The organism is Microbacterium sp. NPDC089190 (assembly GCF_040701795.1).
Classification (GTDB): Bacteria; Actinomycetota; Actinomycetes; order Actinomycetales; family Microbacteriaceae; genus Microbacterium; species Microbacterium galbum.
The window spans coordinates 467,043-491,322 of sequence record NZ_JBFBHF010000004.1 but is presented as its reverse complement, the minus strand read 5'-3'; the positions used below and the strand labels follow the sequence as shown (position 1 = coordinate 491,322).

Annotated in this window: 21 protein-coding genes; 13 read left to right on the top strand and 8 right to left on the bottom strand. The window is 69.8% G+C overall.

Annotated features, from left to right (window positions below):
* Positions 1–9: 9 nt before the first annotated feature.
* Both murJ and AB0230_RS15715 read right to left on the bottom strand, forming a co-directional pair.
* A complete protein-coding gene (gene murJ, locus AB0230_RS15720) occupies positions 10–1,629 on the bottom strand; it encodes a murein biosynthesis integral membrane protein MurJ (protein ID WP_366376764.1) in 1,620 nt (539 codons plus the stop codon).
* A complete protein-coding gene (locus AB0230_RS15715; protein WP_366376762.1) occupies positions 1,626–3,878 on the bottom strand; it encodes a DUF6049 family protein in 2,253 nt (750 codons plus the stop codon). Before AB0230_RS15715 ends, murJ begins: the two co-directional genes overlap by 4 nt.
* Positions 3,879–4,009: 131 nt before the next feature.
* Here AB0230_RS15715 and AB0230_RS15710 point away from each other — a divergent pair, with 131 nt between their 5' ends.
* Together AB0230_RS15710 and AB0230_RS15705 are read left to right on the top strand one after the other, a co-directional pair.
* Positions 4,010–5,521 carry a methyltransferase gene (locus tag AB0230_RS15710; RefSeq protein ID WP_363577355.1) on the top strand — a complete coding sequence of 504 codons (1,512 nt, stop codon included), beginning with the start codon at positions 4,010–4,012 and terminating at the stop codon, positions 5,519–5,521.
* Between the two features lie 104 nt (positions 5,522–5,625).
* Positions 5,626–7,053, top strand: a complete 1,428-nt coding sequence (locus AB0230_RS15705) for a CCA tRNA nucleotidyltransferase (RefSeq protein WP_366376760.1) — start codon at positions 5,626–5,628, stop codon at positions 7,051–7,053.
* Positions 7,054–7,114: 61 nt separating this feature from the next.
* On the opposite strand, the gene AB0230_RS15700 is transcribed toward AB0230_RS15705, so the two are convergent.
* Entirely contained in the window at positions 7,115–8,149 is a 1,035-nt protein-coding gene (locus AB0230_RS15700) for an NAD(P)-dependent alcohol dehydrogenase (RefSeq protein WP_366376758.1), read from the bottom strand.
* A gap of 328 nt (positions 8,150–8,477) precedes the next feature.
* On the opposite strand from AB0230_RS15700, the gene AB0230_RS15695 reads away from it, so the two are divergent.
* From AB0230_RS15695 to AB0230_RS15670, 6 genes are all read left to right on the top strand, one after another.
* Complete coding sequence (locus AB0230_RS15695) at positions 8,478–9,764, top strand: GAF domain-containing protein (protein WP_363388364.1); 1,287 nt, start codon at positions 8,478–8,480, stop codon at positions 9,762–9,764.
* A 76-nt stretch (positions 9,765–9,840) separates the two neighbouring features.
* Positions 9,841–10,365, top strand: a complete 525-nt coding sequence (locus AB0230_RS15690; protein WP_315994140.1) for a hypothetical protein — start codon at positions 9,841–9,843, stop codon at positions 10,363–10,365.
* 434 nt (positions 10,366–10,799) lie between these two features.
* Complete coding sequence (locus AB0230_RS15685) at positions 10,800–12,350, top strand: aldehyde dehydrogenase family protein (protein WP_366376756.1); 1,551 nt, start codon at positions 10,800–10,802, stop codon at positions 12,348–12,350.
* Between the two features lie 98 nt (positions 12,351–12,448).
* On the top strand, positions 12,449–12,841 hold the full coding sequence (locus AB0230_RS15680) for a DUF779 domain-containing protein (protein ID WP_315994598.1): 393 nt from the start codon (positions 12,449–12,451) through the stop codon (positions 12,839–12,841).
* An 838-nt stretch (positions 12,842–13,679) separates the two neighbouring features.
* Entirely contained in the window at positions 13,680–13,952 is a 273-nt protein-coding gene (locus AB0230_RS15675) for a hypothetical protein (protein WP_363388375.1), read from the top strand.
* A 59-nt stretch (positions 13,953–14,011) separates the two neighbouring features.
* Entirely contained in the window at positions 14,012–14,815 is an 804-nt protein-coding gene (locus AB0230_RS15670; protein ID WP_366376754.1) for a hypothetical protein, read from the top strand.
* Positions 14,816–14,822: 7 nt separating this feature from the next.
* Here the strand turns inward: AB0230_RS15670 and AB0230_RS15665 are convergent, their stop codons facing one another.
* The 4 genes from AB0230_RS15665 to AB0230_RS15650 are packed head-to-tail and all read right to left on the bottom strand — an operon-like array spanning position 14,823 to position 18,284.
* A complete protein-coding gene (locus tag AB0230_RS15665; protein ID WP_315994143.1) occupies positions 14,823–15,428 on the bottom strand; it encodes a response regulator transcription factor in 606 nt (201 codons plus the stop codon).
* A complete protein-coding gene (locus tag AB0230_RS15660) occupies positions 15,425–16,528 on the bottom strand; it encodes a sensor histidine kinase (protein WP_366376752.1) in 1,104 nt (367 codons plus the stop codon). Before AB0230_RS15660 ends, AB0230_RS15665 begins: the two co-directional genes overlap by 4 nt.
* Positions 16,529–16,548: 20 nt before the next feature.
* On the bottom strand, positions 16,549–17,349 hold the full coding sequence (locus AB0230_RS15655) for an ABC transporter permease (RefSeq protein ID WP_363388387.1): 801 nt from the start codon (positions 17,347–17,349) through the stop codon (positions 16,549–16,551).
* A complete protein-coding gene (locus tag AB0230_RS15650) occupies positions 17,346–18,284 on the bottom strand; it encodes an ABC transporter ATP-binding protein (RefSeq protein WP_366376750.1) in 939 nt (312 codons plus the stop codon). Before AB0230_RS15650 ends, AB0230_RS15655 begins: the two co-directional genes overlap by 4 nt.
* A gap of 190 nt (positions 18,285–18,474) precedes the next feature.
* Between AB0230_RS15650 and AB0230_RS15645 the strand changes: the two genes are divergently transcribed.
* Genes AB0230_RS15645 through AB0230_RS15635 form a run of 3 tightly spaced genes read left to right on the top strand, consistent with a single transcriptional unit; the run spans position 18,475 to position 21,034 of the window.
* The gene (locus AB0230_RS15645; protein WP_363577338.1) at positions 18,475–18,765 is read left to right on the top strand and encodes a type VII secretion target; all 291 of its coding nucleotides are present in this window, start codon (positions 18,475–18,477) and stop codon (positions 18,763–18,765) included.
* Entirely contained in the window at positions 18,762–20,528 is a 1,767-nt protein-coding gene (locus AB0230_RS15640) for an alpha/beta hydrolase (RefSeq protein WP_366376747.1), read from the top strand. Before AB0230_RS15645 ends, AB0230_RS15640 begins: the two co-directional genes overlap by 4 nt.
* On the top strand, positions 20,525–21,034 hold the full coding sequence (locus AB0230_RS15635) for a hypothetical protein (protein WP_366376745.1): 510 nt from the start codon (positions 20,525–20,527) through the stop codon (positions 21,032–21,034). The genes AB0230_RS15640 and AB0230_RS15635 overlap by 4 nt, the downstream gene beginning before the upstream one ends.
* Positions 21,035–21,098: 64 nt before the next feature.
* On the opposite strand, the gene AB0230_RS15630 is transcribed toward AB0230_RS15635, so the two are convergent.
* Positions 21,099–21,929 carry a class I SAM-dependent methyltransferase gene (locus AB0230_RS15630; protein WP_315994149.1) on the bottom strand — a complete coding sequence of 277 codons (831 nt, stop codon included), beginning with the start codon at positions 21,927–21,929 and terminating at the stop codon, positions 21,099–21,101.
* A gap of 102 nt (positions 21,930–22,031) precedes the next feature.
* On the opposite strand from AB0230_RS15630, the gene AB0230_RS15625 reads away from it, so the two are divergent.
* Together AB0230_RS15625 and AB0230_RS15620 are read left to right on the top strand one after the other, a co-directional pair.
* Complete coding sequence (locus AB0230_RS15625) at positions 22,032–22,973, top strand: alpha-L-glutamate ligase (protein WP_366376743.1); 942 nt, start codon at positions 22,032–22,034, stop codon at positions 22,971–22,973.
* A complete protein-coding gene (locus AB0230_RS15620) occupies positions 22,966–24,279 on the top strand; it encodes a PLP-dependent transferase (RefSeq protein WP_363388407.1) in 1,314 nt (437 codons plus the stop codon). The genes AB0230_RS15625 and AB0230_RS15620 overlap by 8 nt, the downstream gene beginning before the upstream one ends.
* Position 24,280 lies beyond the last annotated feature (1 nt).

Genomic DNA, 24,280 nt, shown 5'->3' with positions numbered 1-24,280 from the left:
GGCGGGGGGCTAGCGCTTGGGGAGGAACCGCCGACCGAGCGCGAGCGCCGGGGCGAGTTCGGGAGTGCGGAAGAGGGCCAGGATGCCGAGGTACACGACGAGGACGACTCCCCCGACGAGCGCCGAGCCGAGGGCACCCGTCAGGCGATCCGCGGAGAGCCAGCCCTCGGGACCGCCGCAGAGCAGGACGACTCCCCACCCCGCCGCACCGGCCGGGATGCCGACCAGGATGAAGCGGAAGAGGGGCAGAAGCCATTCACGGATGCCGATGCCCCCGAGCCGGCGGTTGAGGATCGCGGTCGCGATGACCACCTGGACGAGGCTCGAAAGCGACTGGCCGAGAGCGACCGCGGCCGCGAGTTCGGCGACCGGGAGGAGCCCGGCATCCAGAGCCCAGCCCGCGCCGAGGGCGGTCACCGCGACCAGGACGCCCTGCACGAGCGTGAAGAAGAACGGCGTCCGCGTGTCGTTGTAGGCGTAGAAGGTGCGCTGGATCACGAACAGCACGGCGAGGGGCAGAAGACACACCAGGAAGCACAGGAGGACCGGAGCCGCGGCGACGGCCTCGCGCGAGTCGTTGGTGAAGATGCGCGAGGCGGGAACGGATGCCGCGACCAGTGCCGCCGTGGCGGCGACGATGAAGAGCCCGAGCACCCGGATGCTGCGGATGATGTCGTCGCGCACGCGGTCGTCACGACCGGCCGCGGCGTGCTCGCTCAGCTGCGTGAAGTAGGGGGTACCGATCGACAGCACGATGAGCGAGTACGGGAGCATGAACACCAGCCACGCGTTCTGCGAGGCGAGGACGGCGGGACCGTTCCCGGATGCCTCGAAGAGGACGCGGCTCTGCACGATCCCCGCGAGCTGGCCGATGATGACCATGAGGAACGTCCACCCGGCCAGCCGGCCGATGTGTCGCAGGCCCACACCGCGCCACTGGAAGTCGGGCCGCAACTGCAGACCCGCGCGTCTCCAGAACACGAGTAGGACGATCGTCTGCAGCACGATGCCGCCGGTCGCGACCCCGCCGAGGAGCGCGATCATGGCGGGCGTCCACTGATCGACGGCCGTGTTCGGTCCCCCGAAGATCAGCAGGAAGACGCCGAAACCGACGAGCGAGACGACGTTGTTGACGATGGGCGCCCACGTGTACGGCCCGAAGACCTTGCGCGCGTTGAGAACCTCACCGAGCAGCGAATACAGACCGTAGAAGAAGATCTGCGGAAGGCACCAGTACGCGAAGGCCGTGGCGAGGGCGATCTGATCGGGAGCCGCGCTCGCGGGCGTGTACAGCGCGACGATCCACGGAGCGGCGATCATCGCCAGGGCCGTGGCGATCAGGAGGATGACGGTGCCAAGGGTGAACAGCTTCGAGATGAACGCGCGTCCGCCGTCGGAGTGGGACGCGGCTTTGACGATCTGCGGCACGATGACCGCGGTCAAGACGCCCGTCGAGATGATCGCGTAGATCGCGTTCGGCAGGGAGTTGGCCAGACCGAACGCGTCGCCGGCATAGCTCTGGACCGAACCGACGATCGCGACGAGCACGACCTGGCGCAACAGACCACTCAGCCGGGACACGATGGTGCCCGCCCCGATGAGCACGCTCGCCCGTCCGATACTGCTCACGGGCGTGTCTCCTGCTCGATGTCGGTGTCGTCGGTGTCACCGGCGGGGGCGTCCGGATCGGCGCCCTCGGGGTCGCCGTCGTGGGGGTCGATGTCGGAGGGATCCGCGTCGTCGGGATCGGCGTCGCCGCGCCCGTCGGCATCCGGATCCTTGTTCCCCACCCCGTCGACGGCGTCGTGGTCTTCTTCGGGTGGCGCAGCTGCGGCGCGACGACGGCGCGCGACGGTGCGGACCACGCCGAGACTCAAGAACGCCACCACCAGCACGATGATGGCGATGAGGCCGATGCTCTCCCACTCGGCGCGCACCTCGACGTCGACGGCCTGCGGCTGTCCGATCGGCTCGCCGGTGGGGCTGAACAGCTGCAGGTCGACGCCGACCTCGCCGTTGGCGATGCGGGCCTCGACCGGTACCTCGACGCGGGTGTTCGCCGAGGCCTGTGCGTCGACGGTGGTGTGGTCCTGCACGCGCAGGCGCGCGTCGTCGGGGCGTACCGACAGGACCACCGTGACCGGCCAGGGGAGGTCGTTGCGGACCCAGGGGCGCAGCGGCGCACTCGAGCTGACGAGGCGGAAGTCGGAGGACAGGATGCCGACCGAGTCGAGCGTCGTGGACGTCGCGGCGCGATGGTCGGAGACGGCCTTGCGGGCGGCATCCCCCGTCCAGGAGATGTTCGTGACCTGCAGGACCTCGGCGCGCTCGCGGCCGGTGAGCAGTTCGGGCTGATCGAGGATCGTGGCGAAGCGGTCGACGACCTGCTCGTCGTCGAGCAGGGCGCTCACCTCGCTCACCCGCGCGTCATCGACCGCGGGCTCGGTGAGGGCGATCTCGGATGCCGGCAGCTCCGCGAGGGTCGCCAGGCGCGAGCCGGCGAACCCCGGCGCGGTGGCGATGAGCCCGAGGGTGGCGCGCAGACTCACGCGCGAGCGATCCGTCCCGCGGTCCAGGACGGCGAGGACGGGCTGTTCGCCGGTCGCGGCGCGGGCCATGGCCAGGTATCCCTGGGCGGCTGCGAGCGAGGAGCCGCGCAGCGTGGCGTCATTCTGTCCCGCGGCGTCGGCGAGGGCGCGCGACACCTCGGCGTCGTACACGGGCGTCGATACTCCCCCGACGGATGCGGCGGCCTGACGCGCGCCCCCGGCCACGCTCGTCGACGGCACGAGCACGTGAGCGGGGTCGTCGGCGGTGCCGAGGGCTCCGAGCGCCGCGACGGTGTCCGAGCCGGCGGAACCGGTGGACGGCCAGTACACGTTCGCCGTCGCGGTGCCGATGTCGAGCAGTGTCGCGATCGAGGGGTACGTCGGCTGCCCCGGCGTCGACGCCGGTGAGGGGTCGGGGGTGGAGACGGCCGAGACGGCCGGGGCCGGCTGGGTGAAGTCGGCGGCGGCCATGTACGTCTGCAGCGATGTCGGACTGAGCGGAGCGGACAGGCCGGCGCGCAGCTGCGCGGCGACGTCGGAGTCGCCGAACTGCAGGGCGAAGCGGTCGTTCGGCAGGCCGAGCAGCCGCTGCAGCCAGGCCACCGCGGTGGGTGGGGCTGACGAGCCCAGCACGCGGATCGCGGCCGGGATCGCGGGGTCGATCGCCAGGGTCGCCCCCGTGCCGTCGACCGCGTCGAGCTGCGCCGAGAGTGCGCCGTCGACGGCGGTGAGCTCGGCGAGCTCATTCGCCGTCAGCAGGCCCCGGGTGAGGGGGGCGGCGGTGATGGGGACGACGAGGGCGATGGGCGTCTGGGCGCCGGTGTCGGCGGGGACGACGATCACGCTCGCGGCCGAGAGGCCGATGCTCGCGGCGGTCACCTGCACGGGGTAGACGCCCGCGGCACGACCGGCCAGAGCCGCATCGGTCGCCGCCACCGCGAGGGTGGTGGTGCTCTGCGCGCCGGCGGGAGCGGCATCCACCGACCCGGTCGCGACCTGCTGGACGCTCACTCCGGTCGCATCGCCGCTGAGCCAGCGCTCGAGGGCCGCGTCGTCGGCGAGCGGGTCGCGACCGATCCCCAGGGCGACAGGCGTGGAGACGGCGCTCGAGGAACCCGCGGTGAGGGTCGTGACGACCGACAGAGCGTCGCCGGATCGGAGGATGCCGTTCGCGGCGGGCGCTGCGGACAGGGTCGCCGGGGTGGCCGATGAGGAGGGAGACGGGGTGGTGTCGGCGACGGCGGTCGAGGCCGGGAGCGCGACGCCCAGGACCACGGCGAACGCCGCGAGGGTCGCCAGCAGCCGGCGCGTGCGAGGGCGCCGTGGCACGGGTGAGCCCGAAGGCGGGGAAGTCACGGTCATACGAGCGTCGGTGCAGGAGGGGGCCTCCTACCGCGTCGAGTCTAGGACGCGTCCCTTCACGCCCGCCGATAGCCTCGCGCAGACGGTTGAATGGACCGGTGCTCCCTGAACCCGATTCCCAGCTCTGCGACGCGCTCGCCTCCGACCTTCGCGCGGCGGGTTACTCCAGCGCCGCCCTGCGGGAAGCATGGGGCGAGCAGGCGGATGACGCCGTGGCCCGGGGGCTGCGCGGGCCGGCGGAGCGCGCACTCGGCGCTCGCGACGACGCTCTCGCAGTTCTGGGGCGCCTGTGGGGTCTGGGCCTCGCGGTTGCGCGGAGGAAGGTCGCCGCAGCGCTGCCCGCACTCGGTGTCGAGGGAGCCGAGGCGTTGGGCCTGCTGACCCTGACCGGCGATGACGCGCGACCCGCGGTGCTCGTGCGACCGCAGGCTTTCGCCGACGACGCGGGCGAGGTGGAGTGGTGGATCGCGAGCGATCTCGACGAGGCGGCCCTCGGCGGTCCCCTCCCCGAGGACCATGTGCTGGGGGTCGGCGGGGCGTCGCAGACCCTCGCCCGGCTGCAGATCACGCGCCGCGGCGGCACCGCGCTCGACCTGGGCACGGGCTGCGGCATCCAGGCCCTGCGTCTGCGGCGGCTGGTGGACCGCGTCGTCGCGACCGACATCTCCGTGCGCGCGCTGCGTTTCACCCGACTCAACGCCCTGCTGAACGGCGTGGACGGCATCGAGACGCGGCTCGGCTCGCTCTTCGAGCCGGTGGCTGACGAGACGTTCGACCGGGTGGCATCCAATCCTCCCTTCGTCATCACCCCGCGCGTCGAGGGGGTTCCCGCGTACGAGTACCGCGACGGAGGCATGGAGGGCGACGCTCTCGTGGCCACCGTGGTCCGCGAGGTCGGGGCGCATCTGTCGCCGGGCGGTGTGGCGCAGTCGCTCGGCAACTGGGAGTACCACGAGGGCGAGTCGGGGCTCGACCGCGTGCGCGGATGGGTCGGCGACGGGCTCGACGCCTGGGTGATCGAGCGCGAGGTGTTGGATCCGCTGGCGTATGCGGAGCTGTGGGTTCGCGACGGGGGGACCGTGCCCGGAACCCCCGCCTACGCCCGCCTCATCGAGGCCTGGCTCGACGACTTCGCGCGACGTGGAGTGACCGGGGTCGGGTTCGGGTACGTGCTGGTGCGCCGGCCGCTCGCCGGTGGCCCGACGCTCGCGCGCTACGAACGCGTGGCGGGCGGCGGCGAGGCGGGATTCGGACCGCATCTCGCGGACTGCCTCGCCGCGCACGATCGTGCCGCGCTGCTCGACGACGACGACCTCGCCGACAGCCTGCTGCGCGTCGCGCCCGACGTCACCGAGGCCCGCCACCATCGGCCCGGTGAGGGCGATCCCTCGGTCATCGAGCTGCGGCAGGGCGGCGGCTTCGCTCGGACGATCGAGGTCGATCCGGCTCTGGCCGCGCTCGTCGGCGCGTGCGACGGCGACCTGCCCGTGGGGACCCTCGTCGACGCGATCGCCCAGCTGATGGAGGTGGATGCCGCGCACCTCCGCGCGGATCTCCTCCCCCGCGTGCGCGAGCTGCTGGTGACCGGCTTCCTGTCGTTCGAGGACTGATCCGCGGCGGTTCTCCGAGCGCCGTCCCCGCCGCGGGCGCACGGATGTCGTCGTCATGCTCAGCCCGCTGAGAGCCGTCGGCGCCCCCGGTTAGGCTCGAAGGCATGCTGAACATGGCCGAGGGTCTCGCGCGCCTCGAGGAGCTCGCCGCGCATCCCGTCGTCTCCGCGGTCGCCGACGCTTTCGCCGGCGCGGGCCGTGACCTGGCGATCGTGGGCGGCCCGGTCCGCGACGCCCTCCTGGGGCGCCTCACCCATGACTTCGACTTCACGACCGACGCTCGCCCCGACGAGATCCTCGCGCTGATCAAGCCCATCTCCTCGGTGCAATGGGACGTCGGTCGTGCCTTCGGAACGATCGGCGCACGCGTCAAGGGCGAGCAGGTCGAGATCACGACGTTCCGCGCCGACAGCTACGACGGCGTCACCCGCAAGCCCACGGTGGAGTTCGGCGACACCCTCGAGGCCGACCTCAGCCGCCGCGACTTCACGGTCAACGCCATGGCGCTGCGCGTACCCGCCCGCACCCTCGTCGACCCGACGGGCGGGGTCGAAGACCTGCTCGCCGGCCGCCTCCGCACGCCGATCGATCCGGCCGTGAGCTTCGGCGACGACCCGCTGCGCATGCTGCGCGCGGCCCGCTTCTCGTCTCAGCTCGAGTTCGCGGTCGATCCCGCGACGCTCGACGCCGTCCATGAGCTGCGCGCGTCTCTGTCGATCGTCAGCCCGGAACGGGTGCAGGCCGAGCTCGTGCGGCTGCTGCAGACCGACGATCCCGTGCGGGGGATCCGCGTGCTCGTCGAGACCGGGCTCATCGAGGAGTTCCTGCCCGAGGTCCCGGCCCTCCGCCTCGAGGTCGACGAGCACCACCACCACAAAGACGTCTACGAGCACTCCCTCACGGTGCTGCGCCAAGCCATCGCGCTCGAGAAGAAGCGTCACCCGGATGCCGCTCCCGACGTGCCGCTGCGCCTGGCGGCCCTGCTGCACGACATCGGCAAGCCCGCCACCCGGCGTCTCGAGGCCGGAGGTGGTGTCACCTTCCACCACCACGACCTCAAGGGCGCGCGCATGGCCCGCAAACGCCTCCAGGCGCTGCGTTTCGACGCCGCGACCACGACGGTCGTATCGCGTCTGGTCGAGCTGCACCTGCGGTTCTTCGGCTACGCCGAAGGCGCGTGGACGGATGCCGCGGTCCGGCGGTACGTGCGCGACGCCGGCGACGAGCTGGAACGTCTGCACATCCTCACGCGGGCCGACGTGACCACGCGCAACAAGCGCAAGGCCCAGCGCCTGGCATCCGCCTACGACGACATCGAGGCTCGCATCGCCGCGCTGCGCGAGCAGGAGCAGATCGATGCGATCCGCCCCGAGCTCGACGGCAACCAGATCCAGCAGATTCTCGGGCTCGGGCCCGGTCGCGAGGTGGGTGAGGCGTACCGCTTCCTGCTCGACCTGCGTCTCGACGAGGGAGTGCTCGGCGAGGACGAGGCCGAGAAGCGCCTGCGGGAGTGGTGGGCGGCGCGGGGCTGAGACCCGCGAACGTCGAGGGGGTGGCATCCCTGGACCGGATGCCACCCCCTCGACGTTTCTGTCAGGGAACCACGACCGCCCGGCCGCGCACCTGTCCCTTGTGCAGCTTCGCGTACGCCTCGACGGCGCTGTCGAAGCCGTAGCGCTCCACGTGCACACCCACCGCGCCGCTGCGCGCGAGATCGAGCACCTCGATGAGCTCGCTGCGGGTGCCCCAGTACGGCGCACGCACGGCCGCGCCCATCGGCGTGGAGAAGAAGCCGGCGGGGAGGATGCCGCCTCCGATGCCGACGATGTGGATGAAGCTGTCGAGACCGGCGACGGCACGGGCGAGATCGACGGTCGGCTGCACGCCCACGAAGTCGAAGACCGCGGTGGCGCCGAGGCCGTTCGTCAGCTCGCGGATACGGTCGGCGGCGTGCTCGTCGGAGGTGACCGCGTGGTGCGCGCCCACCTCGCGCGCGAGGGCGAGCTTGTCGTCGCCGAGGTCGACCGCGATCACCGTCGCCTGCGTGATGGCGCGAAGGATCTGCACCCCCACGTGACCGAGGCCACCGACGCCGATCACGACGGCGGTCGCCCCGGGATACAGCTTCTCCTTGGCCGCGACGATCGCGTGATACGGCGTCAGCCCCGCGTCGGTCAGTGAGACGGTCTCGACGGGGTCGAGGTCGCCGAGCGGCGCGAGGTGTCGCGGGTCGTCGACGATGACGTACTCGGCCATGGCACCCGGGCTGCCGAGTCCCGGAGGGGTGATCCCCATCTCGGCCGCGTACGGGCAGTAGTTCTCGGCGCCCTGGGCGCACGCGTGACAGCGACCGCACCCCCACGGCCCGTAGATGGCGTAGGCCTCGCCGATGTTCACGCCGTCGACGCCCTCGCCGAGCTCGTCGACGATGCCGGCCCCCTCGTGGCCGAGCGTGAGCGGCAGGCCGTAGGTGTACTGGTCCTCCGGAAGGTCCATCACGAACCAGTCCGAGTGGCACAGCCCCGCGGCCGTGACCTTCAGTCGCACCTGGCCCGGACCCGCGTGGGGCTCCTCGATGTCGACCACCTCGGGGCCCTTGCCGATCTCGCGATACTGCACTGCCTTCATGGCATCCCTTTCTCTCGGTCCATTCACGCTGCCTCGACCCTCCCGCGTCGACGGCGGGGTTGACGGCGTTTTCCGCTGATCGGGAACCGTTCTCACCGGCAGAGTGGGGCGATGGATGCCGTTTTACACGCCCGTGTCCGCCTGGCTCCCGGCACCTCGTCCCTGCTGCCCGCAAGCGATCTGGCGGTGGTGGATGCCGAGGCCCATCGCGCCGCGGTGGCGCGATGCACCGTGACCGCCCACCTGCGAGACCGCAGCGAACCCTCCCTCACGGGCTGCCGCCCGACCTACACTTGTCGCACTTGCCGTCACCGTCGATGGGAGTTCCGTGCCTTCACCGTGGTCGCGTCCCGCGATCTCCCCCGAGACGTCGGGGCTGCTGATCGCGCGCGCCCACGATGAGCTCCTCGCCGGCAATGAGGACCGTCGTCTCGCCGACGTGCGTCCGCTCGTGCAGGAATCGTGGCGGCGGTCGCTGGCATCCCTCGTCGGTCCGGAGGGACTCCCCTCGCTCGACCTCGCCAGCGAAGAACTCGACACCTACCGACGGGCCCACCCTCTCGCCGGGGTCATGGACATGGTCCGCGCCCTGCTCCTGCCCGGAACGGCTGAGGAGTCCGGAGTCGTCGTGGCCGTCGGCGATGCGGCGGGTCGCCTGCTGTGGGTGGAGGGCGACCGTCACATCCGATCGCTCACGGGTGACATGGGCTTCGTCGCGGGAGCGAACTGGGCGGAGGATGCCGTGGGCACCTCGGCCCCGGGAACCGCGTTGACCCTCGACAGGTCGGTGCAGATCCGCGGAGCCGAGCACTTCAACCGTCTCGTCCAGCCGTGGTCGTGCACCGCGGCGCCCGTCCACGATCCGGAGACGCGGCGGCTCCTCGGCGTCATCGACGTCACGGGAGGACCCGAGGCCGTCACCCCGCAGGCGCAGTTGCTCGTGGATGCCACGGCCCGGGCCATCGAGAGCGAACTGCTCGTCGCCCGATTGCGCGCGCAGCAGGCTCCTCCCCCCAAGCGCTCGACGCCGTCGCGGGCGCTGCTGCGCATCCTCGGCCGCGACCGTGCGCTGCTCGAGGCCGGCGGGTCGACACTGGAGCTCAGCGCGCGCCACGCCGAGATCCTGCTGCTGCTCGCGGTGCACCGGGAGGGACTGTCGGCTGAGGCGCTGAGTGAGGCCGTCTACGGCCACGCGGCCGTCGAGACGCTCCGCCCCGAGATGGTGCGCCTGCGCCGCGCGCTGGTCCCGGTCGCGCCGCGTCTGGTGCCGGCATCCCGGCCCTACCGCCTCCCCGATGGTCTCGAGACGGACGCGCAGCACATGCTGTCGCTGCTCGACCGGGGGGCGCATCGCGTCGCGCTCGCCGCTTATGCCGGTCCGGTGCTGCCGGACTCGGAGGCGCCGGGAGTCGTCGAGGTGCGCGAGTCGGTGCGGTCGGCTCTGCGCGAAGCGCTGATGGCCGAGGCGGGCGTCGACGTGCTGCTGGCCTACGCCGAGACCCTGGAGGGCCGCGACGACGACGGGGTGCTCCGGTTGTGCCTGTCGATGCTGCCACCGCGGTCGCCGAAGCGAGCCGGTCTGGTCGCGCGGATCGAGCGGCTCGAACGCGCCTGAGGCGGGTGCGCCGGCTTTCCACAGGCGACGCGCCGTGCGCGGGTCCGATGTCGGACCCCGTGGTTACAGTGAACATATGGACGAAAAAGCGCTCGACATCTTCTCGGCAGCCCGTGCCCGTCGCGACGTGGCGCGCATCCGCGAGGCGCTCGCCGAGGTCAAGGCCGGCGATGTCGCCCGGGTCATCGTCCGATCGCCGCGATACGGGCTCTACGCCCTCGAGGGCACGGTGCGCATCGGGGTCGGAGGTCAGCCGCTCGTGGGCGACGTGATCCTCGCGACGAGCTCCGAGATCCAGCGCATCGACCTGGGCCTCGAGGCGCCGCAGCCGGCCCTCGAGGCCGACGTCGTCGACCCGTCCACGCTCCCCCACGGCACACCCGTGCGCGTCACCTTCCTCACGCCCACCCACCAGACGTTCGCCCTCACCGGGCCGATCACCGCGGGCAACGACCGCTTCCTGCTGGTCGGCAGCTGGATCGTCGCCGACGACCGCACGATCGCTCCGCGCGTTCAGAGCATCGAGCGCCTCGACGACGTCGACCTGCACGAGGTCAACGTGCCGCCGCTGCGCTCGGTGCTGGCCGACGCCGACGCGTAAACCGCGCTCGCGCGAACGGATGCCGTCGCCCGAGGGTCGCGGCATCGTCGTTCTCGGGTGCGAGGTGAGGCTGGTCGCGTCCGGGGGCCTGGGCGGCGTCTCGGGTGGGCCCCGCTCCTCGACGGGCGGGTACGGCGCGCGCCTGCGCCGGTCTCGGTGAGACGTCAGCTGAGGCATCGCCACGCCGGTGCGGTGCCCCGTCGCCCGGCCCTGCCGTGTCGCCGCAGCGCCGGAGCGGCGAGATCACACGTTCTCTTCGAGATCACACGCCGTTCGCGCGAATAGCTCGTGATCTCGCGCGGATCATGTGATCTCGGCGCGCCCCGCCCGCGCCCCGCGACAGGTGCAACCCGATGCAACCTCCCCCGGCGTACCGTCGGCGCATCGCCGCCCGAAGCCGTTGCGGCGACTCATGACCGTCGAAGGAGACACGCATGACCATCGTCGAAGAAGGCGTCTCGAGCGTCTACGCCGCACCCGGGACCCGCGGGGCCGTCGCCGAGTACCGCTCGCGGTACGGGCACTACATCGGCGGCGAATGGGTCGAACCGCACAGCGGCGAGTACTTCGAGAACATCACCCCCGTCACCGGCAAGCCGTTCTGCGAGGTCGGCCGCGGCGACGCGCACGACATCGACAGAGCAGTGGATGCCGCGTGGAAGGCGTTCGCATCGTGGAAGAAGACCACGCCGGCCGAGCGCAGCGTCATCCTGAACAAGATCGCCGACCGGATCGAGGAGAACCTCGAGAAGATCGCCGTCGCTGAGACGTGGGAGAACGGCAAGCCGGTGCGCGAGACCCTCGCTGCCGACATTCCGCTGACCGTCGACCACTTCCGCTACTTCGCCGGAGTGCTGCGGGCGCAGGAGGGCTCGCTGAGCCAGCTCGACGAGAACACCGTGGCGTATCACTTCAACGAGCCGCTCGGCGTGGTCGGGCAGATCATCCCATGGAACTTCCCCATTCTCATGGCGGCGTGGAAGCTCGCTCCGGCCCTCGCCGCGGGCAACTGCGTCGTGATCAAGCCCGCGGAGCAGACCCCGGCATCCCTCCTGTTCCTGTTCGACATCATCGGCGACCTGCTCCCGGCGGGCGTCGTCAACATCGTCAACGGGTTCGGCATCGAGGCGGGGGCACCGCTCGCGCAGCACAAGCGGATCCGCAAGATCGCGTTCACGGGTGAGACCACGACCGGGCGTCTGATCATGCAGTACGCGTCGCAGAACCTCATTCCGGTGACGCTCGAGCTCGGCGGCAAGAGCCCGAACGTCTTCTTCGAGGACGTGGCGCTGCGCAGCGACGACGCCTATTACGACAAGGCTCTCGAGGGCTTCACGATGTTCGCGCTCAACCAGGGCGAGGTCTGCACGTGCCCGTCGCGGTCGCTCATCCAGCGGTCGATCTACGACCAGTTCCTCGGCGACGGCCTCGAGCGCGTGAAGAAGGTGCGCCAGGGCAACCCGCTCGACCCCGAGACGATGATCGGCGCGCAGGCCTCGAACGACCAGCTCGAGAAGATCCTGTCGTACATCGACATCGGCAAGCAGGGCGGCGCGAAGCTGCTCACGGGCGGTGAGCGCGTCGACCTCGGCGGCGACCTGTCGGGCGGCTACTACGTCGCGCCGACGGTGTTCGAGGGCACGAACGACATGCGCATCTTCCAGGAGGAGATCTTCGGACCAGTGCTGTCGGTGACCTCGTTCGACGACTTCGACGACGCCATCTCGATCGCGAACGACACCCTCTACGGCCTTGGCGCCGGCGTGTGGAGCCGCAGCGGCGACACCGCCTACCGCGCGGGCCGCGCGATCGAGGCCGGACGCGTCTGGACGAACACCTACCACCAGTACCCCGCGCACGCCGCGTTCGGCGGGTACAAGCAGTCGGGCATCGGCCGCGAGAACCACCTCAAGATGCTCGACCACTACCAGCAGACGAAGAACCTGCTCGTGTCGTACGCCGAAGGCGCGATGGGCTTCTTCTGATCGGCCGAGCCGGGGTCGTGGCGGCGATCCCGACCCGCGTGACCCCCGGGTTCGTCCCGGGGGTCACACCCATTCCCGGATTCGAAGGAGAAGAACGGATGCCAGACCTTTCCCGCGTGGATGTGACGGATGCCGCGGCCGCGCTGCTGCGCGACTTGACGGCGAAGCACGGCCCGCTGATGTTCCATCAGTCCGGGGGGTGCTGCGATGGAAGCTCGCCGATGTGCTACCCGGTCGGCATGTTCCTCACCGGGCCGAGCGATGTGTTGCTGGGCACGGTCGATATCGGCGTGGACGATCCGATCGAGGTCTACATGTCGGAGTCGCAGTTCGAGTACTGGAAATTCACGCACCTGACCATCGACGTCGTGCCGGGGCGTGGCGCAGGGTTCTCGGTCGAGGGTCCGACGGGGATGCGGTTCCTCATCCGGTCGCGGATGCTGACGGAGGAGGAGGCGGTGGCGTTCGGGGTTCGTGCTGCTGCCGAATGATGTTGCAGCGGACAAGGCGAGCGGCTGCGGACGCCTTATCGAGCACGGGACGGGGCACCCGGGTGTCTTCCCGGTGCCCCGTCTTAGCCCTCTGTGCCACCGGGCGTTGTGCGTTCTCGTCGATTGCGGTTTCTCAGCATGGCGGTCACGGCGTAGCCCAGACAGATGCCTGACGGTGCGAGGACGGCTTTGGGCGCGAGGGCCGCGATGCTGAAACCCGTGAGGCACACAGCACTCGCGCTGCCCCACAGGGCGCGGGCACTCCTCAGCTCGAGCGCCGCACCCGAACCCACACCGACGAAGACCGAAAGCACGGTCACGACCGCGGGGACTCGGAGGAACTCGAGGATTTCGTGCACGGCTCAGCAGGACGTCTCTCGTTCGGGGGTCACCGACGTGACCTCGCCGCTCATGGAAGGTCGCAGACAGGATCACGTGAAGATTCGCATGTGCGCATAGTGATCGGCAACGAACTTCATCACCGGGACGCGTTGTCGCCCACATGGCCGACGACAAAAGTTGGCCCGGAGGGTGACTTCGCGATGCGCTATGGCCTGCTGCGGACACATCTGATCGCGCGTCGTTCTCGCGATTCGGCCCGCCAGTCTCATCGATGGTGCCGGGGAGGTGCACCGCCCGGGCGATGTCGCCGACAGGGCCGATATCGCCGCGTCGTGGGCGGACGCGAGTGGGCGAACGTCACCGGTAACCGGGTGAAGACAGACCCCTGACGCATCCTCGTTCGTGTGGCTCTCGCTAGCGTGTGGTGCCCCGGGCCCGGCGCCCGGTCCCCGGCCCGCCATCGAGCGGAGCGGGTTCACCGTGTGAAAGGCGCCAGATGAGGTTCAGCGTCCGGCGTCTCACTCTCGCCGTGCTCTCCCCCGTCATCGCGGCCGGTTTCGTCGCGATCCTGCTGATGCTGCTCGCGGTTGTCGCCACCGAAATGGCGACCACCATCGACATCCCCCATCTCGTCACGTACACGGGGACGAAGGACCCGACCGGGGGCGGGCGGACTCTCGTCGTCGATGGATCGTGGGCGGCCGCGATCGCGTTGGCCGGCATCGTTGCCTCCCCCCTCATCGCGCTGGCGTTGTTCCTGCCCGACTGAATGTCATTCGGACTCATTTCGCGCGCCGAGTGAGGGCTCGAGGCGACCAGACTGGGCGGGTGCCCGCCGCGATCGATTACTCCCCGCTGACGCACCCCGTGCCCGCTCCGACGCGGACGAACACCACCGCCTACGCGGTCGGTCGTCTCGCCGAGGTGAACGGGTGGGAGTACTGCACCCACGCCGTCGCGCAGCCCCTCCCGGGCGTCGTCTTCCGCGAACCGGACGGGCGGCCCCGCTCCTCGCAACGCTCCGTCAACATCGTGCGCATTCCCGGAAGCCCATCCATCGAGATCGGCGACAGCTTCTACGCCGAGATCGCCCAGGGGAATCACTACACCCGGACGTGGGGGTATGCCGCCGTCGACCTGGGCGTCGACGCGCCGTCGCTCACCGTCGAGGCGCGGAGTAACCGTCTCCTCTCGCCCCTCCCCGCGACTCCCGCCGGCGCCGTGCAGGACGAGCGTCATCCCGGGGTGCTCGTCGAGGCGGCCCCCGGGTCGGAACAGGATGCCCACTCCCTCCTGACCACCGAGATCGTCGCCGCTCTCGGTGATCAGACCTACCCTCTGAATCTCGAGCTCGCGGGCCGCTGGCTGTTCCTGTACGCGCCGCGGTCGCTCTCCACCGACGATGCCGAGTCGTGGAGACACGTCCTCCACACGGTCGATCTCGTCGTGCGCCGGATGCGTGAGTGGCACCCGGCGGGTGCGCACTCACCATTCGGCACCTCGAACAGGACGCACGCCCGGGAGGCACGCGACGCGCGGGTGAACGGGCGCCGCGTCGCCTGGCAGCTCAGCCTGCTGGCGGTCGCCATGGTGGGCGGAGCCGTCGCCGCGTTGATCATCGGCGGACGCTGACGGCTCGCTACAGCCACCCCCGCTCCACCGCCACCCGCACCGCATCCGCCCGATTCCGCCCACCGGTCTTGCCGATCGCGCTGGAGAGGTGGTTCTTCACCGTCCCCTCGGACAGGTGCACCGTCCGCGCGATGTCGGCGATCGAGCCGCCGTCGCGCGCCGCGGCGAGCACGTCGGTCTCGCGCTCGGTGAGCGGGGAGTCGCCCTGCGCGAGCGACTCGGCCGCCAGTGCCGGATCGACCACCCGCAGGCCGAGAGAGACGCGTCGTACCGCGTCGGCCAGCTCCGCCGCGGGGGTGTCCTTGACCACGAATCCGGACGCGCCGGCCTGCATGGCACGCGCCAGGTAGCCCGGGCGTCCGAAGGTCGTGACGATGAGGGCGCGGCATCCGGGGACCTCTGAACGCAGGAGGGATGCCGCGGCGATGCCGTCGATGCCGGGCATCTCGATGTCGAGCAGGGCCACGTCGGCCTGAGAGGCGCGCGCGGCCTCGACCACGTCGTCGCCGCGGCCGACCTGGGCCACGACCTCGATGTCGTGCTCGAGCCCGAGCAGGGCGGCCAAGGCGCCGCGGACCAGAGCCTGGTCGTCGGCGATGAGGAGTCGGATCACCACGCCACCTTCAGTGTGAATCCGCCGAGGTCGCCGCGACCGACGGTCAGACGGGCGCCGGAGGTCTCCACGCGCTCGCGGAGGCCCGTCAGCCCCGAGCCCGTGGATGCCGCGGGCGAGGGGCCGCAGCCGTCATCGGCGACCTCGATCGACCGGCCGTCGAGCCGCACGCGGCAGGCGGTGGCTCCGGAATGGCGGATGACGTTGGTCACGGCTTCGCGCACGACCCAACCGGCGAGTTCACGGCGGTCGGCGGGCACCTGCTCGGTGGTCCCGGGGAGGTCGGCGGAGACCCCGGCGCTCTCCAGAACGGCACGGGCGGCCGCGAGCTCTCCGCTGATGCTCACCCCGCGATATCCGTGGACCGTCGTGCGGACGTCGGAGAGCGCACCGCGCGCCAACTGCTCGATCTGGGCGACCTCGTCGCGGGCGGCCAGGGAGCCGGCATCCAGCAGTCTTCCGGCCAGCTCCGCCTTGACGGTGATCACGGTGAGCGAGTGGCCGAGGATGTCGTGCACGTCGCGCGCGACGCGGCCGCGCTCGCGCTCGGCGGCGAGTTCGGCGATCTGCTCCTGCGCCGTGCGCAGCTTCTCGAGCGTGACGATGTTCTCAACGAACGAGAACATCATGAACGACACCGAGACGATCACGGCTGCATTGAGCCCGCTGAGGAAGGTCCCGTCGTCGGCGCCGAAGAAGAACGCGCCCGCGGCCAGCGCTGCGACGACGGGGAAGACGATCGGCCGGCCCGCCCGCGAGACGGCGACGGCGACGCCGACGAACGTCCACATCCAGCGGATGTCGCCTCCGAGCCAGGGAAGGAGCGACAGGCTCAGCGCGAACAGGACCGCGGCGGGCGCCAGTCGGGTCAGGCGTCGCGGGGTGCGCCGGATCACCGGCACGGACACCAGGAAGACGCCGGCGAAGATCGCGATGATGACCGTACCGACGACATGCGCGAGCGTATCGGGCAGCTCCCACAGCGAGAGCAGGGTCGGGAACGTCCAGATCAGCGAGAGTCCTGCGCCGATGAACCACCCGCGATCGCTCGGACCGAAGCCCGGAGCGCGCAGGCGCCCCGGGCCGGTCGTCGAGCTCATGTCGTTCACGATAGAGCGACTCACGACCGCCGCGTGTCGCGGCGGAAGAAGTACACCGTGCCCGCGACGAACACCGCGAGCCACACGACGGCGTTGATGAGGGCACCCAGGTCGAAGGCGTCGCCCGTCAGTGGTGCGCGAGCCAGCACGCCGATGCCGTACACCGGCGTGAGCTTGCCGATGGTCTGCAGGAAGTCGGGCATCGTCGACAGCGGATAGAACAACCCGCCGAGGAACGACAGCAGCACCACCGCCAGGCTCGTGATCTGCGCCACGTTCTCGCCCGGCACCATGTACCCCACCATGAGTCCGAGCGTGGTGAACACCGCGCCGGCCAGAAGCCAGCCCGCCACACCCGTGACGACCCACTGCACCGACGACAGTTCCACCCCGGCGAAGGATGCCACCACGTACGTCGCGACGACGGCGAGGAGTCCGAACACCATGCCCGCCAGCAGTTTGACGATCACGTTGATCAGGGGGTTCAAGGGCGTGAGGCGCAACTGCCGGGTCCACCCCTGAGCGCGCTCCACAGCGACCGCGGCGCCCGTCTGGGTCGCCGACATCATCGCTCCATACATGGCCATCGACACCATGATGTAGGCGGCCACCGACACTCCTCCGTCTGCGACCGGCGTCCCCCGAAGGGGCTCGTCGAGCATCTGGTAGCCGATGATGTAGAACATCAGCACGGGGAATGCGACGGTGAAGAACAGTGCACGCGGGTTGCGGAGCTTGCGCACGAGTTCGATGCGCAGGTAGGTGAGCGTGAAGCCGCCCAGGACGGGCGCGGAGCGGTCGAGGCTGATCGCGGTGGTCATCGGAGTGCTCCGTTCGCGGGGGCATCGACGGATGCCGGTGAGTCGATGGTCAGAGCGACGAAGACGCTCTCGAGGTTCTGGGCGCTGATCTCCAGATCGCGCGCGGCGGTGGCGGTGAGCAGGTGGCGCGCGACCACGTGGGAGTCGCGCGTGCGGATCGTCAGGCGCTCGCCGAACGTCTCGACGGAATCGACGCCGGGCAATGCCGACAGCGCCGCGAGGTCGGCATCCGGAAGTGACACCTGCACGACGCGTCCCGACACGAGGTTCTTGATCTCCGCGGTCGTCCCGTCCGCGACGATCCGTCCGCGGCTCATCAGCACGATCCGGTCGGCGTACTCGTCGGCCTCCTCGAGGTAGTGCGTCGCGAACATCACGGTGCGGCCGCGGGCGGCATCCGCGCGAATCGCGCTCCAGAACGAGCGGCGCGCTTCGACGTCCATGCCGGTGGTCGGCTCGTCGAGGATCAAGAGGGCGGGGTCGCTCACGAGCGCCATCGCGAAGCGCAGTCGCTGCTGCTCACCGCCCGAGCAGAGGCCGACGCGTCGGCTCGCCAGATTCCGGATGCCGGCCCGCTCGAGCGCCTCGTCGACGGGACGCTTCTCGGCGAACAGGCTCGCCGTGAGCTCGACCGTCTCGCGGACGGTGAGGTCTTTCAGAAGCCCTCCCGTCTGGAGGACAGCGGAGACGAGACCACGGGCGACAGCGCCGCGCGGGTTGTGGCCGAACACCTCGATCGAGCCCGAGTCGGGGTTCGTGAGGCCGAGGATCATGTCGATCGTGGTGGTCTTGCCGGCGCCGTTCGGGCCGAGGAATGCCACGATCTCGCCGGGCTGGACGCGCAGATCCACGCCGCGCACGGCGTGGACGGAGCCGAAACTCTTGACGACGCCCCGCGCGTCGATCGCGGCGGGGCCGGTGGTGGAGGAGGTCATGTGTTCATGCTGTCGCCGACCCGGTCCGCGCACCTGGGGCGCCGGTCACGTCTCAGGGGTGACGTTCGTCATGGGTGGGGTCGGCCGCGGATCGCGCATCGTCGTCGTCTCGGGCGAAGGTGGGCCACGGTCCGGGTGAGGCTGTGGACAACCGCCGCGCTCGTCGCGGCGTTCTGAGTACCTTGCGGGGGTGCGGAGCTTCACGGTCACCCCCGACAACCTCCGTCGCGCGGCAGCAGGCGTCGACGCGACGGTCCACCGCGCCGAGGCCGAGACGGCCGTCGCCGATGCGCGTGACCTCGGTCACGGGGCGCTCGGCACCGCGGTGGCCGATCTCATGGAGGCGATGACGGGTGGGTGGACGGAGGCCGTCGCGCAGACCGACGATGTCGCAGACGGGCTGCGCGAATCCGCCGGTCTCTACGAGCGGTCGGAAGAAGGCGCCCAAGCGAGCATCAGAGCGTTGGGACGGCCGTCGTGAGCGGGCTCGGTTCGGCGTCCTTCCCCGAACAGCTCGTCCCGGGGTCCGTGGAGGCCGCCTATGAGGTCTCCCACGTCGCCCAGCGACGTGAGAAGGTCGCCGATGAGGCGGGAACCGACCTCCGTCGGCACATCTCGATCGACGGCTGGACGGGCGAAGGAGCCGACTCCTACGCGGCGCGCATGAGCGCCGTCGCGCAGCGGTGGGTCGAGATCGGTCAGGGTGTGGCGACGATCGTCGAACCGATGCGGACGTACGCTCTCGCGCTCCGACGGGCGCAGGGGCTGGCCGCAGCCGCGATCGAAGCGTGGAGCTTCGCATCGACCTTGCCGGAGGATGCCGCACCGGCGGCGCAGGCGTTCACCTCGCTCGCACGCGGGTGGCCGGTGCTGATCATCGACTCGCGGCATCAGGGTCCGGCACCGGTGACGCGGACGGAGGGGCGTCGGCGAGCCGAGGCGATGCTCGCCGACGCACGCGCCGACGTGGCGGCCGCCGGCGAGGTCGCCGCTCAGGCTGTTCGCGCGGCGATCGAGAGGGTGCGGGCACGAGGTGATGTCTGGGCCTTCGTGGGGGTCGGCCTGGGGGTCGCGACCGTCACGACGGAACGCGTTCTCGACGTGCTCCAGTCCCTCGATGCGCGGGCGTTGACGGCATTGCTGCGAGTGCGCCCCGACCTGATCGCCCGCTTGAAGCAGACGCCGCCGGAAGAGATCGCGCCGTGGTGGCGGCGGTTGACCGCCGAGCAACAGAACGTGCTGATCGCCGAGGCGTCCGGTGTCATCGGAAACCTCGGAGGTGTGGCATACGCCGCGCGTGACCGCGCGAACCGCATCGTGCTCGCGCAGGCGCTGGAGGTGGCGCGACACATCGCGCCGGATGGGTCGGATCAGGTGCGCGCTTTGGAGGCGCTGGAGGTAGCGAGTCGAGGGCGCACACTTGCCTCGCTCGTCTTGGATCGACCCCCTCTGGCGCAGGTGGCTGTGGGGAGCCTTGATCGAGCGTCTTATGTGAGTGTGGTGGTTCCGGGGATGAATACGTCGGTCGAGAGTGACATTCAGGCGTATGTGGCGGCTGCCGAGAACATCCGACTCAGTCAAGCCTCCGTCAGCGGGAAATCAACGGACACCATCGCGGTCCTCGCATGGCTCGGCTACCATCCGCCGATGAATGACTCGCCCCTTGAGGTATTCAATGACGACAGGGCGCGGGTAGGGGCGAAAGCCTTGTCGAGTGATCTGGTCGCGTTGAGGACAAGCCATGCCGCCGATCAATTCGGTGTCGACGTGACCGCAATCGGTCATTCGTATGGCACGGACGTCGTATCGCTTGCGTTGACATCAGCCCTCGTAGACCACGTCGCATTTCTTGGTTCCGCGGGCATTGCGAACGACGTTTCTGAGGCGAGCCAGCTGCTCGTGCCGCGGGCGCAGGTATTCGCCACGCAGTCGACTCATGACGGATGGGCTCCGATCGGGCAATTCTTCTCCGGTAGGACCGATCCAACGTCAGAGGGCTTCGGAGCCCATGTTTTCAGCTCGGAGCGAGCGGATATCGGCGGTGAAGACTACGCAGCCGTCGCGAGCCATGGCCCTTTCGGTGAGGGGCCTTCTGCTCCGAGCTACCTTGACCCCAACAGCGCGGCGCAACAGTACGTGGCCATGATCGCCATGGGGCGGGGCGACGAGATTCCGGAATGGGGCAACCCCGGCCAGCGCGACGCATACACACTCGATCAGGCAGACAGGGAGCGTTACGGATGAGGAAAGGCGCGTGGCTGGCGCTTATGGCGGTTATCAGCATCGCACTGACCGCGTGCGTGTCTTCAGATGCGGAGAGAGGAGATGGGATGACAACAGAGGAAGCGAAGACGGAGGTCGTCGCGCTCTATTCGAGCGCGAAGGCCGTGATCGCGACGGGAGACTGGAAGCCGCGGACGTTCTGGGGGCCGTGTGCATTGAATGGTGGAGACGGCCTTGTGCAGTGGTCCCTGGCAGCGCAGGTCTTCGTCGATTTGCCAGAGGAGCCGCACGTCTACGGCCAAGAGATTTCGGAGCGGTGGTCGGACCTAGGGCTGGATCCGGAGGCAGGCCCCGATGCGACACCTTCCGAGTCCAGCTACCTCGTTTCAGACCCCCCGAAGATGACCGGCGTCCGCGCCGATGGAGGGCTGACGCAGATATCCATCAGTCCAAACGTCGTCTTCTTTCGAGCTCAGTCCAGGTGTGTGCCCGGTCGACTGGCTGATCTTGAAGCCCCTCAGGGATAACGGGTGAATCCGAGATCGAGACCACTCACGAGGCGACTGTTCCGGTGGTCAAGGTCGTCGCGAGTCACCTCACCTTCGTCGCCCTGATCGTGTAGCTCAGCGGCATCACGGAAGGCTGTTCCGACAACGCGTATTCGCCGTCGGCGCGCAGGGTCATCCGACCGGGCAGCGCTTCCCAGGGCACACTGTCGTGCTCGATCAGGGCGTCGATGCGCAGGCCGTGGGAGAGCAGGGCGGTGACGATCTCACCGAGCCCGCGATTCCACTCGTACGTGCGCGTCGACGTGAGCGGCGCCGAGACCTCGACGTAGGTGCTGTCGTCGTCCCACTCGAGCGGAACGGGTTGCTCGAAGTACGGGAACGCCAGGGTCAGGCCCGGCAGGGTCTCGTTCATCGACCACAGCACGGGGTGCCCCTCGCGGATGTGCAGGGTTCCGCCCGGCGTCAGAAGATCCGCCACGACGCCCGCCCACTCATCGATGGACGGTAGCCAGCACAGTGCTCCGATCCCGGTGTAGACGAGATCGAACGCGCCGTGCGGGAGCACCTCGGCCGCCTTCCGCACATCCGACTGGACGAACTCGACGTCGGCGCCGGCTTCATCGGCCAGCCTGCGGGCCTCGGTCACCGCGTTCTCGGAGAAATCGAGACCGGTCACCCGGGCGCCCAGCCTGGCGAGGGACAGGGTGTCGGTGCCGATGTGGCACTGCAGGTGCACCGTGCGCTTGCCGGCGATGTCTCCCAGTAGGGGTGCGTCGAAGCGGACGACGTCGGACAGGGCCTCGGCATCGTCCACGTATCGCTGGACGCCGTAGCCCGAACCGTCTCGGGCGGCATGCAGAGTGGCGCGCTCATCCCAGTTGGCGCGGTTGGCGTCGATGAAGTCAGAAGTCATGGCATCCCTTCGGCGGAATTCGAGCCTAGGGACAAGCGCCGACGGTGTCGCCTCGTGACGGCGGGAGAGCGCGATGTCGGAGCCTCGCGTTAGCCTGGCCGCATGTCGGGCAAGGTCTATGTCATCCACGAAAACACTCAGTGGATCCCGCCGTTCGCTGCGGCGTTCGAAGCCGAGGGCGTGCCGTTCGAGGAGTGGATGCTCACCGACGGGTCGATCGACCTGGCCGTCGAGCCGCCAGAGGGCATTTTCTGGTCGCGCCTGAGCGCCTCCGCGCACACGCGCGACCACGCCCACAGCAAGGAGTTCGGGCGCGCCGTCCTGCGGTGGCTCTCGTCGTGGGGACGAACGGTGATCAACGGCGCAGATGTGCTCGAACTCGAGGTCAGCAAGGTCGCGCAGCACGCGGCGCTGAGACACGCGGGCATCGATGTCCCGCGTACGGTGGCGGTGTTCGGCATCGACGACCTCGTCAGCCAGGCCGAGCAGTTCGGCGCCCCGTTCATCAGCAAGCACAACCAGGGCGGCAAGGGTCTCGGCGTGCGGCGGTGGGAGACGGTCGACGAGTTCGCGGAGTGGGTCGGCAGCCCCGACTTCGAGCCCTCCCCCGACGGGATCACGCTCCTGCAGGAGCTCCTGGTCGCCGCGTCGCCATTCATCACCCGGGCGGAGTTCGTGGCGGGTGAGTTCGTCTACGCCGTTCGCGTCGACACCAGCGCCGGCAGCTTCGAGCTGTGCCCCGCCGAGGCGTGCGCCGTCCCCGGCGCAGACGGAGCGGAACCGGAACCCCTTTTCCGCCGTCGCGATGATGTCGACCCTGTGCTCATCGACCGCTACCTCGCCTTCCTCGCAGCCGAGGGAGTGGGTATCGCCGGCATCGAGTTCATCGAGACCCGCGATGGTCGCACCGTGACCTACGACGTCAACACCAACACGAACTACAACCCCGACGTCGAGGCCACCGCTCCCCGCTCGGGCCCTCGTGAGATCGCCCGTTGGCTCAGCTCTCTGCTCCCGAAGGAAGCGGTCGGTCTGCGTGGCTGAACCGGCTGCTCCTCACACCGACTGGACGGGATTCGGGTTCGCGACCCGCCAAGTCCACGCCGGCGAAGAAGAAGACCTGACGCACGGATCGCGGATCACCCCCGTGCACCTATCGGCGGCATACCGGTTCCGGTCGTTCCAGGAGGCCACCGACCGGTTCGGAGCGGTCGACCTCGGCCACCTGTACTCCCGCAACGCCAACCCCACCAACCAGGTGGCCGAACGGCGTCTCGCCTCGCTCGAGGGCGGGTCCGGGGCGCTCGTCGTGGGATCCGGACAGGCGGCCATCTCGATGGCGCTCCTCGGTCTCGCGGGCAGCGGCGAGCACATCGTGTCCACGGCGAGCATCTACAGCGGCACGCGCGTGCTCTTCGACCGCACGTTCGCGCGTCTCGGCGTCACTGTCGAGTACGTCTGGAACCCCGGTGACGACGCGGAGTGGGACGCCCTCATCCGACCCGAGACGAAGGCGATCTTCACCGAGACCCTCCCGAACCCGAAGAACGACGTGGTCGATATCGACGCCGTCGCGCGGGTGGCGCGCCGCCACGGCATCCCTCTCGTGGTCGACAACACCATCGCGACGCCGTTCCTCATCCGGCCGATCGAGCACGGCGCCGACGTCGTCGTGCACTCCGCGACGAAGTTCCTCTCGGGGCACGGTGCCAATCTCGCCGGCGCTGTCGTCGATGGCGGAACGTTCGACTGGGCGGCATCCGATCGCTCCTACCCGGCGCTCACCGAGACGCCCGTGGCCACGCATCCGTCGTTCGTCGAGGCCTTCGGTGCGCGCGCCTTCGAACTGTCGCTGCGTTTCGGAATAGCCAACGACACCGGACCGGCGCTGTCGCCGCTGAACGGCTTCCTCCTGCAACAGGGCATGGAGACCCTGTCGGTTCGCATGCGTCAGCACCTCGCGAGCGCCCGCACCATCGCCGAATGGCTCGATCAGCACGAAGCGGTGGAGAGCGTCGACTACGCCGGTCTCCCCTCGCATCCGCAGCACGCGCTCGCACAGCGGGACTACGACGGCCTGTCGGGCTCGGTCTTCTCCTTCACCGTGGCAGGCGGCCGCGCCGCCGCGGAGCGCTTCTTCGACGCTCTCCGCCTGTTCAGCCGCATGACGAACATCGGCGACACGCGTTCCATGGCGCTGCATCCCGCGACCACCACGCACCTCGGCTTCACGCAGGAGACGCGCGACCGCCTCGGCATCGGTGACGGCCTCATCCGCCTGTCGATCGGCCTCGAGGACGCCGACGATCTCATCGCCGATCTCGAGCACGCGCTGCGCGCAGCGCACTGAG

Coding starts and splice junctions, on each gene's coding strand:
- AB0230_RS15655 (WP_363388387.1), bottom strand. CDS start 17,349: ATGACCACCGCGATCAGCCTCGACCGCTCCGCGCCCGTCCTGGGCGGC.
- AB0230_RS15675 (WP_363388375.1), top strand. CDS start 13,680: ATGAGGTTCAGCGTCCGGCGTCTCACTCTCGCCGTGCTCTCCCCCGTC.
- AB0230_RS15700 (WP_366376758.1), bottom strand. CDS start 8,149: ATGAAGGCAGTGCAGTATCGCGAGATCGGCAAGGGCCCCGAGGTGGTC.
- AB0230_RS15705 (WP_366376760.1), top strand. CDS start 5,626: ATGCTGAACATGGCCGAGGGTCTCGCGCGCCTCGAGGAGCTCGCCGCG.
- AB0230_RS15685 (WP_366376756.1), top strand. CDS start 10,800: ATGACCATCGTCGAAGAAGGCGTCTCGAGCGTCTACGCCGCACCCGGG.
- AB0230_RS15680 (WP_315994598.1), top strand. CDS start 12,449: ATGCCAGACCTTTCCCGCGTGGATGTGACGGATGCCGCGGCCGCGCTG.
- AB0230_RS15635 (WP_366376745.1), top strand. CDS start 20,525: ATGAGGAAAGGCGCGTGGCTGGCGCTTATGGCGGTTATCAGCATCGCA.
- AB0230_RS15650 (WP_366376750.1), bottom strand. CDS start 18,284: ATGACCTCCTCCACCACCGGCCCCGCCGCGATCGACGCGCGGGGCGTC.
- AB0230_RS15625 (WP_366376743.1), top strand. CDS start 22,032: ATGTCGGGCAAGGTCTATGTCATCCACGAAAACACTCAGTGGATCCCG.
- AB0230_RS15660 (WP_366376752.1), bottom strand. CDS start 16,528: ATGAGCTCGACGACCGGCCCGGGGCGCCTGCGCGCTCCGGGCTTCGGT.
- AB0230_RS15630 (WP_315994149.1), bottom strand. CDS start 21,929: ATGACTTCTGACTTCATCGACGCCAACCGCGCCAACTGGGATGAGCGC.
- AB0230_RS15690 (WP_315994140.1), top strand. CDS start 9,841: ATGGACGAAAAAGCGCTCGACATCTTCTCGGCAGCCCGTGCCCGTCGC.